12 protein-coding genes are annotated in these 11,802 nt (G+C 46.3%); 8 read left to right on the forward strand and 4 right to left on the reverse strand.

The genetic code is table 11. From position 1 onward, the window contains the following. Window positions 1–5: 5 nt before the first annotated feature. The 7 genes from GWR56_RS09805 (at window position 6) to GWR56_RS09835 (ending at window position 7,531) form a co-directional block, all read left to right on the forward strand. The gene (locus tag GWR56_RS09805; protein WP_162430981.1) at window positions 6–1,301 is read left to right on the forward strand and encodes a sugar MFS transporter; all 1,296 of its coding nucleotides are present in this window, start codon (window positions 6–8) and stop codon (window positions 1,299–1,301) included. Between the two features lie 26 nt (window positions 1,302–1,327). Beyond that, on the forward strand, window positions 1,328–2,677 hold the full coding sequence (locus GWR56_RS09810) for a Gfo/Idh/MocA family protein (protein WP_162430983.1): 1,350 nt from the start codon (window positions 1,328–1,330) through the stop codon (window positions 2,675–2,677). A gap of 108 nt (window positions 2,678–2,785) precedes the next feature. Then, window positions 2,786–4,705: a glucosamine-6-phosphate deaminase gene (gene nagB, locus GWR56_RS09815; RefSeq protein WP_162430985.1), complete on the forward strand. Its 1,920-nt coding sequence runs from the start codon at window positions 2,786–2,788 to the stop codon at window positions 4,703–4,705. 54 nt (window positions 4,706–4,759) lie between these two features. Beyond that, window positions 4,760–4,960 carry a DUF2683 family protein gene (locus GWR56_RS09820; RefSeq protein ID WP_162430987.1) on the forward strand — a complete coding sequence of 67 codons (201 nt, stop codon included), beginning with the start codon at window positions 4,760–4,762 and terminating at the stop codon, window positions 4,958–4,960. Beyond that, the gene (locus GWR56_RS09825; protein ID WP_162430989.1) at window positions 4,961–5,245 is read left to right on the forward strand and encodes a type II toxin-antitoxin system RelE/ParE family toxin; all 285 of its coding nucleotides are present in this window, start codon (window positions 4,961–4,963) and stop codon (window positions 5,243–5,245) included. Between the two features lie 72 nt (window positions 5,246–5,317). Continuing rightward, the gene (locus GWR56_RS09830) at window positions 5,318–6,814 is read left to right on the forward strand and encodes an FAD-dependent oxidoreductase (protein WP_202925399.1); all 1,497 of its coding nucleotides are present in this window, start codon (window positions 5,318–5,320) and stop codon (window positions 6,812–6,814) included. Between the two features lie 6 nt (window positions 6,815–6,820). Beyond that, complete coding sequence (locus GWR56_RS09835) at window positions 6,821–7,531, forward strand: c-type cytochrome (protein WP_162430990.1); 711 nt, start codon at window positions 6,821–6,823, stop codon at window positions 7,529–7,531. Between the two features lie 53 nt (window positions 7,532–7,584). Here the strand turns inward: GWR56_RS09835 and GWR56_RS09840 are convergent, their stop codons facing one another. Beyond that, complete coding sequence (locus GWR56_RS09840; RefSeq protein WP_162430991.1) at window positions 7,585–8,052, reverse strand: hypothetical protein; 468 nt, start codon at window positions 8,050–8,052, stop codon at window positions 7,585–7,587. A gap of 77 nt (window positions 8,053–8,129) precedes the next feature. On the opposite strand from GWR56_RS09840, the gene GWR56_RS09845 reads away from it, so the two are divergent. Further along, the gene (locus tag GWR56_RS09845; RefSeq protein WP_162430992.1) at window positions 8,130–8,888 is read left to right on the forward strand and encodes a DUF72 domain-containing protein; all 759 of its coding nucleotides are present in this window, start codon (window positions 8,130–8,132) and stop codon (window positions 8,886–8,888) included. Between the two features lies 1 nt (window position 8,889). Here the strand turns inward: GWR56_RS09845 and GWR56_RS09850 are convergent, their stop codons facing one another. From GWR56_RS09850 to GWR56_RS09860, 3 genes are all read right to left on the reverse strand, one after another. Beyond that, the gene (locus GWR56_RS09850) at window positions 8,890–10,173 is read right to left on the reverse strand and encodes a PAS domain S-box protein (RefSeq protein ID WP_162430994.1); all 1,284 of its coding nucleotides are present in this window, start codon (window positions 10,171–10,173) and stop codon (window positions 8,890–8,892) included. Between the two features lie 133 nt (window positions 10,174–10,306). Then, complete coding sequence (locus GWR56_RS09855) at window positions 10,307–11,047, reverse strand: SDR family oxidoreductase (protein ID WP_202925400.1); 741 nt, start codon at window positions 11,045–11,047, stop codon at window positions 10,307–10,309. Between the two features lie 75 nt (window positions 11,048–11,122). Further along, window positions 11,123–11,710: a TetR/AcrR family transcriptional regulator gene (locus tag GWR56_RS09860; protein ID WP_162430996.1), complete on the reverse strand. Its 588-nt coding sequence runs from the start codon at window positions 11,708–11,710 to the stop codon at window positions 11,123–11,125. Between the last annotated feature and the right edge of the window lie 92 nt (window positions 11,711–11,802).

Genomic DNA, 11,802 nt, shown 5'->3' on the forward strand with positions numbered 1-11,802 from the left:
AACCTATGTCAGATACAACAGCACTCAGCAACAGGCAATCAAAGCTAAGCCCCATATATATTATTGGGATGCTGTTTTTTATTTTCGGGTTCATCACCTGGCTAAATTCGGTATTGATACCATACCTTAAATTAGCCTGCGAGCTAACCACCGTTGAAGCTTACCTGGTAACCTTTGCATTCTATATATCTTATTTCGTGCTGGCAATACCATCAGCCTGGATCTTGAAATTAACAGGCTTTAAAAAGGGCATGTCTGTAGGCCTGGGTATTATGGCCGTGGGCGCCCTGGTATTTATACCGGCGGCGTTAACCCGTTATTACGGGTTGTTTTTATTGGGCTTGTTTATCCAGGGATCGGGGCTGGCGTTGCTGCAAACGGCGTCCAACCCCTACATCACCATACTGGGCCCGCCCGAAAGTGCTGCCAAACGCATTAGTATTATGGGGGTTTGCAATAAAATAGCCGGGGCCCTGGCGCCCATTATACTGGGTGCTATCGCCCTAAAAAACGCCGACGGCTTAAAAGAGCGCCTGGAGGCAATGGCGCCTGCCGCTAAACTCACAGAGCTAAACGAACTGGCGTCGCGGGTTATTATGCCTTATATAATTATCGTAATTGTACTGCTCATTTTAGCGGTGGTAATATATTACTCCAGCCTGCCCGAGATAGATACCGATCAGGAAGACGAAACAACAGCCGTTAACAATACCGGCAAAACCAGCATTATGCAATTTCCGCATTTGCTGTTAGGCGTGTTAACGCTGTTTTTTTATGTAGGGGCCGAGGTTATTGCCGGCGATACCATCATCAACTACGGCAGCACGCAGGGCATCCCCTTAAATATTGCTAAATTTTTTACAACCTGTACATTGATATGTATGCTTATAGGCTATTTTGTGGGTATTGCCTGCATCCCCAAATACCTTAACCAGGAAAAAGCCATGAAAATATCGGCCGTATTAGGGCTGGTACTTTCGGCTGTGGCTATACTAACCACAGGGTATGTGTCGGTATCAGCAGTAGCTTTATTAGGACTGGCAAACTCGCTCGTTTGGCCTGCAATATGGCCAATGGCGTTAGCTGGCCTGGGCAGGTTCACAAAAATAGGGTCATCATTATTAATTATGGGCATAGCGGGCGGCGCGATAGTACCTTTGGCTTACGGTGCTTTGGCCCAGTCATTAAATCCCAGCCACGGCTACCTGGTATTGATACCGGCTTACCTCGTTATTCTGTATTATGCTATTGGCGGGCACAAGGTAGGCAGGCCAAAAACTTCAACACATCAACAATTATAATCATCAATAAATAAAAACTAAAAGTTATGGATCGCAGACAATTTGTTTGGAATACCGCTGTAGGATTAGCCGGGCTAACAATTTTGCCTTCAGGGTTATTATTCGCAAAAAATGCAGATAAGGTAAGGTTGGGTTATATAGGCGTTGGCCTGCGCGGCCGCAACCATATTGGCGAAGGTTTGCTTCGCGATGATGTAGAAATAGTTGCCATTTGCGACACACAGGAAAGTTCGCTGAAAGCCTGCCGCGAGCAATTTGTGAAGGCCAAAAAGAAACTGCCTGCAGAGTATACCGGCGGAGTAAATGCCTATAAAAAACTGTTGGACCGTAAAGATATTGACGGGGTAATTATTGCTACACCATGGGAGTTTCATAAAGATCAGGCTATTGATGCCATGCGCGCCGGTAAATATGTTGGCTGCGAGGTTATTGCCGGCATTACCGAGCAGGACCACTGGGATATTTTAAAGGTGTATGATGAAACCAAGGTGCCATACATGACATTGGAGAACGTTTGCTACCGCCGCGATGTAATGGCTGCCCTGAACATGTGCAGGCAAAACCTGTTTGGCGAATTGGTTCATCTTGAAGGCGGCTACCAGCACGATCTGCGCGGGGTTTTGTTTAACGATGGCAAAAGTGCGTATGGCAAAGGCGTAGAGTTTGGCCCCAATGCGGTAAGCGAAGCGCAATGGCGCACCCAATGGAATATTGACCGCGACGGCGATATTTACCCAACCCACGGTGCGGGCCCGGTTATGAATTATATTGATATTAACCGCGGTAACAGCTTTACCAACCTGGTATCGTTCTCATCTAAATCTCGCGGGCTTAATGCTTACATAGAAAAGTTATCGCCGGGCAATAAAAACGGGAAAATCCACTTTAAAAATGGCGACGTAACTACTACTACTATCAACTGCGCCAACGGCGAAACCGTTACGCTTAGCCATGATACACACCTGCCGCGCCCATATTCGTTAGGGTTTAGGGTACAGGGCACCAAGGGTATCTGGATGGATGTTGCCGACGGGGTTTATATCGAAGGCCAATCGGCCAAGTACGATGAGTGGGATAAGGCAAGCGTTTGGTTCGAAAAATACGACCACCCGGTTTGGAAGAAGTTTGAGAAATATGCCGAAGGCGCGGGCCACGGCGGTATGGACTGGTTTGTGTTTAACGCCTTTGTAGAATCGGTTAAACAAAAGAAACAAACGCCTATTGATATCTACGACTCGCTGACCATGAGCGTGATCACCCCGCTATCAGAAAAATCAATTGCCGAAGGCAATACACCGCAAAAGTTCCCCGACTTTACAAGGGGCAAATGGAAAGAGCGTAAAAATACCTTTGCTTTAGACGACAGCGGATTTTAAATAAGATAAAAAGTTTAAGAAATGTTACCGGCCGGTGGGCCTGCCGAAAGGCAGGCTCCCACATGGCAGGGCATAGCTGTGCCCAAACCTAACCAACCCCCACAAAAAATGCTACTAAACTTATTAGAAGAAACCCGGTACGAGAAGGTGCCGGTAAAAATATACCCTAACGATACAGAGGCGAGCCTTGACGTTGCCAAGCGTATAGCGCTCATCATCAAACAAAAACAAGCCGAAGGCAAGATCGCAGTGTTAGGGTTAGCCACCGGCGTATCGCCCATAAAAGTTTATCGCGAACTGATAAGGCTGCATAAAGAGGAGGGCCTGAGCTTTAAAAATGTGGTAACCTTTAACCTTGATGAATATTACCCCATACAGCCCGATTCGGCCCAGAGCTATGTGCGGTTCATGAAAGAGAACCTGTTTGATCATGTGGATATAGATATGGCTAACGTAAACATTCCGGATGGTACGCTGGCCGAGCAGGACATAGCAGCGTTTTGCCTGGCATACGAGCAGAAGATAAATAGCTACGGCGGTATCGATGTTCAGCTTTTGGGTATCGGGCGTACCGGCCACATCGGTTTTAACGAGCCGGGCTCGGCGCCAAACTCGGGCACACGTTTAGTAACCCTTAACGACCTTACCCGCCGCGATGCTTCAAAAGATTTCGGCGGTAAAGAAAACGTGCCCACCAAGGCTATCACCATGGGTATAGGCACCATATTTAAGGCCCGCGAAATTATCCTGCTGGCATGGAACGGAAAAAAGGCCCCCATCATAAAAAAAGCAGTAGAAGGTGCGATATCCCCCGATGTACCGGCAACGTACCTCCAAAATTCAGATAACGTCGAGTTTATTATTGATAGCGACGCATCGGTAAGCCTCACCCGTTTTGATACTCCCTGGCTGGTTAAGGATTGCGTTTGGGACGATACGCTCATCAAGAAGGCGGTGATATGGCTCGCAAAAACGCTTAATAAACCCATCCTTAAACTTACCGAGAACGATTACAATAACAACGGCATGGCCCAGCTGGCAACGCAACTTGGCCCGGTTTATAATATCAATATCAGCATATTTAATAATATACAACACACCATTACCGGCTGGCCGGGCGGCAAGTTCAACGCCGACGATAGTCAGCGGCCCGAGCGTGCCAACCCCGCCGTAAAACGTTCGATAGTGTTTTCGCCGCACCCGGATGATGATGTGATATCCATGGGAGGCACCTTTATCCGCCTGGCCGACCAGGGGCACGAGGTGCATGTAGCCTACCAAACATCGGGCAATACCGCCGTTTGGGACGACGAGATGCTGCGGTATGTAGAGTTTGCCATGGATTTTGCCCGTTCGCAATCTCAGGATGCCGCTTATCTTGAAAGCCTGTATAAGAGCATGACCGCCTTTTTGGAAACAAAGCGGCCAAATCAAAGTGATACCGAGGCCATCCGTATTGTAAAGGGGTTGATACGAAAGGGCGAAGCTATTGCCGGGGCTAGGCTGGCCGGCTTGCATGATGAGCGCATTCACTTTATGGACCTGCCCTTCTACGACCGCAGTAAATTTGAAAAGAGCGTATCCTTTGAGGATGATATCAAACAAACTATGCAGCTTTTGCAGGATGTAAAACCTCACCAGATATTTACCGCCGGCGACTTTGCCGACCCGCATGGCACACACAAGGTATGCTTTGAAATATTGCTGGAAGCTTTTAACCGCCTGCGGCAGATAGAAGAATGGACAAAAGATTGCTGGATATGGCTGTACCGCGGCGCATGGCACGAGTTTGAGATCCACGAAATTGAAATGGCGGTGCCACTATCCCCACAGGAAGTTTTGCGCAAACGCCTGGCCATCTTTAAGCACCAGTCGCAAAAGGATATCCCGGTGTTCCCCGGCGACGATGCCCGCGAATTTTGGGTACGCGCCGAAGACCGTACGCAGGAAACCGCCCGGCTGTACAACCAGCTTGGCTTAGCCGAATACGAAGCGATAGAGGCTTTTGTAAGGTGGAAGGTTGAATAAGTGAAGTACGCCTGGCTAAAGCTTTTATACCGGACAGAATTATTATATTTGTATATGGACGCATTGATTGTTTACCCGGAAAATAAAGAGCAATTGACCGCTTTAAAAGCAGTGATGAAAGCAATGAAAATTTCATTCGAGCAAAAAAACATTGTTTATCCGCAGCATGTGGTGGATGGTGTAAACGAATCTTTGAAACAATCTGATCAAGGTCAGTTAACGGCTTTTACAAGCATCAAGGACTTATTGAATTAAATGAGCTTACAGATTTATTTTACTCCACGCTCAAAGGAAACATTTAAATCTACTTACAACTTTATTAAGAATGAATTTGGGGTGAGCGTAGCTGAGAAGTTTTCAATCAAGACCGAAAAAACAATTAAATTGATAGCTGATCACCCATTAATGTTTAAAGTTTCAACAATTGCTACTGATGTTAGGGTTGGCTTGATTACAAAGCAATGTTCTATTTTTTATAAAGTTACTGAAACTACCATTCACCTCTTATTTTTTTGGGATAATCGCCAGGAACCTTTATAGTTATTAAGCCCAATTTCTTTTATATTGCAATAACCTATAACCCGTAACTTCAAAGCGGGGGTCCGTTACATCATGAGCATAAAAAGACGATCGTTCCTCAAAAAAACATTGATAGCCGGCGCGGGTGCAGGTTTGGTGCCGCAATTTTTGCAAGCTAAGGATGGCACTGCTAACGCCGTCGCGCCCGTTGATTTTCCGCTTGCCGCTGCGGGTAAAAAAGTGATAGTAGCCGGTGCAGGTATCACCGGACTGTGCTGCGCCTACGAACTGATGAAGGCCGGGCACCATGTAACCGTACTGGAAGCATCCGGCAGGTATGGCGGGCATGTGTTTACAGGTCGCGATGGTCTGTCGGATGGACTGTATGCCGATTATGGCGCCGACCATATCACCAAACCAGGCTACGAGAAGTTTTTTGAATATGTAAATGAGTTTAACCTCACTGTTATACCCTATCCCAATGCCGAAGGATCGGAAGCAGCAAAGGATGGACATGTGCTGAAAATGATAGGCGGCAAATTCTACACCGAAGAAATGCTGCGCGACCCTGCCGTATTAACAAAGTTTGGCTTCAATGACAAGGAAGTCAAATTTTTATCGCAAAACCCGGGCTATGCTTTAAGCTCGTTATACATTAAGCCTTACCTGGCAAAATTTAAAGACCCGTACCAGCCGTTTGGCGTTGGGTACGATGACTATGACAACTTCCCGATAACGGATATATTTAAAAAGGAAGGTGCATCGCCGGCTGCATTGGATTGGCTGGGCGGTTCGCATACTTCGGCGCTTTACTATTTGTGGCGCGCCTACATTATGGAGCAGCGCGGCATCCCGCTATCAGAAGGCGATACCTACCATTTAAAGGATGGTAACGAGCAACTGCCAATGGCTTTTGCCAAGCGCCTTGGCTCAAGGCTAAAGCTTAACCACCCGGTGCTGGGCATTAAGCACGATAGCAAGGGTGTAACCGTTACCTACAAAGCCTTTGGTTTTGATGATGAGAAGGAAATTACCGCCGATGTGTTGATTAATTGTATTACCCTGCCGATATTTAAAAACATCCCGGTTACACCTGCATTGTCGCCCGCCAAGCAATATGTAGTTGATAATATGGCTTATTCCTCACATCCATTTTATGTATTTGAAGCTGCCACCCGCTTTTGGCTGGATGATGGTTTTAAAAGCATCAATATGCAGTTTGAGCATCCTGATATCTCATCTATTTGGGAAGAAACCAACCAGGTGGATAGCAAGCGCATTGTTTTAAAAGCTTATGGTCCGGGTGGCCTGTCGCCGCAGCGGGTGTTGGCGGCCTTTCGCGAGGTGTACCCGGGCAAGCACGATACCATTGAACAAGCCCTTACCAAAGACTGGACAAAAGATAAGTTTGCACCGGCTTGCGAGATGGAACCTTTCGCGATAGGGCAGATGAACAAATTTTGGCCGCAGTTGATGATGCCCGAAGGCCGCATTTATTTTGCAGGCACTTATGCCGATAACATGAGCAGGGGGATGGAATCGTGCATCCGATCGGCGCAGCGGGTGGCAATGGAGGTGAACAAGCTATAAGGGTTTATGAAAAGGCAATTTTTACTTATAACGGTTATCAGCGTCGCGGTGTCGTTGTTTTCATTTACGGCTATTGTACAGCAAAATGCCGCCCCGTTGGTTAAGATCACCGCTCCTAAAGTAAATACCTTTACCTGGGGCAGCCCTGTAAGCTACAGCATAAGCGTGGCTGACAAAGAAGATGGCGACTCGAAATTTGATGAGATAAATGGCCTCGAAGTGCTGCTGGAAGTAAAATTCGTGCCGGGTAACGCTAAATTGCCACCGGGCAACCAGGCAGCGCCCGATGAAGCCGGCCTGGCGGTGATGCGTGCGTCAAACTGCTTTAACTGCCACAACTTCAACAGTAAATTAATAGGCCCGTCTTTTAACGATATTGTGGCACGGTACCCGCTTTCGGCGGCTAATGTGGCATTATTAACCAGGCGCATCAGGGAAGGCTCTGCAGGTATATGGGGCAAGGCTGCTATGCCTACGCACCCCGAGCTTACCGCCGCCGAAACCGAGGCCGCCGTTAAGTGGATGTTTAAGCAGGCTGCAGATCCAAACGTTACCTATTACACCGGGCTTGATGGCCTGTTCCGAACCAAAGCGGCGCCTGCCGATAAGAAAGGGACCTACGTTATTACCGCCAGTTATACCGACCATGGCTTAAAAGCCTCGCCCGGCAAACAGCGAATGACCGGCCGGGATGTAATGGTGTTGCAAAGCAAATGAACTACTATAGCCCGGCAGCGGTTGCTTATTCAGCACCGCCGCCGCGGGGCAATTTATTTCTGTTTAACGTAAGTTTCTATGATCTCGTGATTGATATTCAGGCTGTCTATCTTTTCGATGCCTTTTTGAATCAGCGTATCACCTTTAAACATTACAGTAAAGTCAAAGTCTCGGCCCTCCCATTCGCGGGCGTTCAGGTAAGCCAGGTGTTCGGTGTATTTATCACCCTTAAAATCATACGTGCCGCCGCCTGCCGTATAGGTGGCGTCTTTGCCCTTGCCTTTGCTCAGGTCGTGCCGCATAAACGCAAAGTGCGTGTCATTTAAAATTTTCAGCATTTCCTGGTTGGGCACAGGGTAGTCTTTTACGGTGTCGCCTTTGGTAACCGTTACCGCCGATACCAGTTTCCAGGTGCCGGTCATTGGCGAGGCGGCAGGTGTTTCTGATGTTGTCGCGGCAGGCTTTTGCGTGCACGATGCCAGCGCAATGGCCGCAAGGGGTAATAAACGTGTAAGTTTCATTTCGAGATTTAAGGTTTGTTGAATTTACTGCTAATATAAGCGCAACAATAGTAAATGCAACTGTGTTAAGCTATTGTATGGAAAACGCCACGCAAAATTTTTACTCGGGGGCCAGCGGCCTGGTGCTGCCGGTACCCAATAAATCGTTATACCCGCCCGAGTTTCAGGACAGGTCGCGATTGTGTTATTATGGCTCGTTATTTAACAGTATCGAGATAAACAGCTCTTTTTACAGGCTTCCGCAAGCATCAACTGTGAAAAAGTGGACAACCGAAGTGCCTGATAATTTCAAGTTTACTTACAAGCTCTGGCGCGATATCACCCATAACAAGCAACTGCTTTTTAACCCCGAAGATATAGAGCGCTTTATGCAGGTGATAGATGGGGCTGGCGATAAAAAAGGCAGCCTGCTGATACAGTTCCCGGGGAGCAATGATGTATCGAACATAAGGCAATTGGAAAAACTGCTGATCAACCTGCAGGATACCGGCTTGTGTGTGGGCTGGGATGTGGCGGTAGAGTTTAGGAACAGCAGTTGGTATAAAGATGAAGTTTACGAAATGTTGGATAACTACAACTGCGCAATGGTGATACAGGATATGCCCAAATCGCTTACACCAATGGTAGATATGGCAACCGAATTTAAGTACCTGCGTTTTCACGGGCCCAATGGCGGCTATCGCGGCAGTTATACCGATGATTTTTTATATGAATACGCCCAGTATATCACCGAGTGGCTAAACGATGGCAAAAGGGTTTATGCCTATTTTAACAATACCATGGGCGATGCGGTTAATAACCTGGTAACCTTAAACGGGTATGTAAAGCAACTTTAAGTTACTGTTTAAGGTCGATGTCTGTGTTCTCGGTCCTGTCAACAATGGCTTTGATCACGCTGTCCAACTCCTGGGCCGAGGTTTCAAGGAAGCTTATTATCTCTTTATTCACCTCGCTATCACTGTCTGCATTGATCATGGGTATCAGCCCTAAAATACGGCACAAAGGTGCGCGCACAATATGCGATTGCATGTAGGCTATTTCACGCAGTTGGGTGTTTTGTTTTTCAATGGCTTGTGTGTATAGTATGCTTTCGGTAATGTCGCGGGCAATCACCAAACGCTCGCTTTTACCCCTGTAAACTATACTGCTGCATCTTACTTCTACGTGAAACTCTTTCCCGTTTTTAGCTTTATGGATAACAGTTGAAATAGAAGGTACATTGTGGTCTAATTGTTCAAGTGTTTCAATAAGGTTACCGATCTTTTCTGGCGGCCTGATGTCTTTGATGGTCATCGTGTTGAACTCTTCCCTGGTAAAGCCGTATTGCCGTATAGCGGCGCCATTTACCTGCAAAAACTGCAATGTATCCGGATCAAATATCCACATAGGCGATGGGTTGCGGAAAAACAGGCTTTTATAGTGGCTCTCTGTTTCCGTTAGTTGCGCGTTCAGTGCGGTCGTCTCCGCTATGCGCCGCTGCAAATTGTGCCGCAACCTGGCCTCCTTTATAATGTTTTTTTCGAGGCCTATGATTATATGTCGTAATACGATTACAACCGCTATATTCAGAAATATAAAATTGGAGGTAATGAACACCCAGGTATCAAGGGGATACATGGCTATAAGCGGAGAATTGAACAGCCTGAAATAAATTACCCCTGCAAAGAATAGGTAGATGCCGAAATTTACCACCAATGACAACAAAATGGCGCGGCCATTAAACAACAACGTGATAAAAACAGCCAGCGCCAGCAGGTAAATGCTCCCCATTCCAAAAGAACCTAAAGAAACCATTACAATAATAGCCAGCACATAAAAAACAATAACTACGTATAATTTTTTGAAAGATGTTTTGATACGCTGGTTAAGGGAAATTGCCGGGATTGTTATGATCGCAAATACATCATATGCCGGAATAAAAACATGGCCTTTGTTCAACAGGATGATAACGCTGGGAATTAACGCTACGAGGCTTGCAGGTGTTGAGTAAAGGATAATTTTAATGAAAAGATTTTCGCGCCAGGCCGTTAAACTCTCAACTTCATCCCCTGAATTGTCTTTAAGCGCGTTTTTGCCAAATATCTTATAAACCTTCCAGATATGATGTAACGAGATAGACATGTTAGGAATTAAGTAATAAGATATTTTTCCCAAGATAATTAAAATATGTTTTACAACGCGGTCGATTTATTTTTTTGTAATTAAAAAAGGCCGCTATGAATGCATAGCGGCCTTTTCTCTTGATACCTGACAATTACCAGGGCAACTCTTCCCCTAAATGGATAAAACGGCCATTGGGGCCATCTTCGCCTGCAAGCGCAAGTTCTACACTGGTTTTCGCGCCGTCAACAATCTCCATTGGTGCAACATCGGTACCGCCAAGCTCGGTTTTAACCCAGCCGGGGTGCGCGGAGTTTACCTTAATGCCGGTGCCTTCCAACTCGATAGCCAGGTGATTGGTAAACATGTTCAACGCGGCTTTTGAAGCATCGTACGATAGTACCTTAATATCCTTGATAGGGCTATCAGTTTCCGCATGCAGTGTAAGCGAACCTAATATGCTTGATAAATTAACAATGCGGCCTGCACTGCTTTTCTTGAGCAAAGGGAGCAAAGCGTTGGTTACATACACCACGCTGAAAAAGTTTGTCTGAAACACGTATTCAAACTCTTCTTCATCAGTTGCGGATGTTATCTTTTCAAACAGCGACCGTTTTGGCGCCACACCCGCGTTGTTCACCAGTATATCCAGCCTGCCGAATTTTTCTTCTACGTATTTTGCCAAAGCAGCACGGTCGTCGGCGCTGGTTACTTCCAGTTTGGCGCCGTACGCATCAATACCCAGTTGTTTAAGCTTATTTGCCGAATCGTTAGCCACATCTAAGCTACGTGCTGTTAAAATAACAGTTACGCCCTGCTCGCCAAGCTGTTTGGCAGTTTCGAACCCTATGCCACGGTTAGCGCCTGTTATAAGGGCTATTTTTTGATCTTTCATGTTTATGTGTTTTTTTGTTGTGAATTGATTGTTAGTTATAGACCGTTCGGTCTTTTTTATGTCATAAAAAAAGTGTTATACTACCTGGGCTTCAATTTCCGCCTTAAGCATTTTAATAATGGTACCGATATTATGGTTATTGCCCATAACGCGGGCTATCATAATTGCACCCTCCATCATTGTAAAAAGTTTTATAGCAAATTCGCGGGCGTTCCACGATGCGTGAAATTCGCCGGTACCAATGCCTTCAATAATCACATTGGTAACCCGCTTTACCGACCACTCCATACCCTTTCGCACCTTTTCGTTGATCACCGCGTTGGTATCATCCGCCTCCATGCCAAAGTTTATCATAGGGCAGCCGCCCTGCAGCGGCGGGTTGTCGGGGTTGCTTAAAAAATCAAGGTAGGCAAATAGTTTTCCTTTGGCCGTTTTCTCTTTGTTCATCGCTGCCGCAATTTTTTCGCTTAACGATGTCAGGCAGTAATCTACCACGGCGCAGGATAACGCTTCTTTACTTTCAAAATGACCGTATAGGCCGCCCTTGGCCATTTTGGTGGCTTCCATTATATCGCTCATGGCTGTACCTGCAACACCTTTAGTATTAAACAGCGGTGCTGATTGCTCTATAATAAACTGACGGGTTCTTTCTGCTTTGGTCATCTTTTTTGGTTGACGGATCAAATATAGACCGTTCGGTCTGATCCTGCAACTGATTGTATTATAAATGTTACTATAATGACAAACGCACCGGT

It is taken from the genome of Mucilaginibacter sp. 14171R-50 (assembly GCF_010093045.1).
GTDB lineage: Bacteria > Bacteroidota > Bacteroidia > Sphingobacteriales > Sphingobacteriaceae > Mucilaginibacter.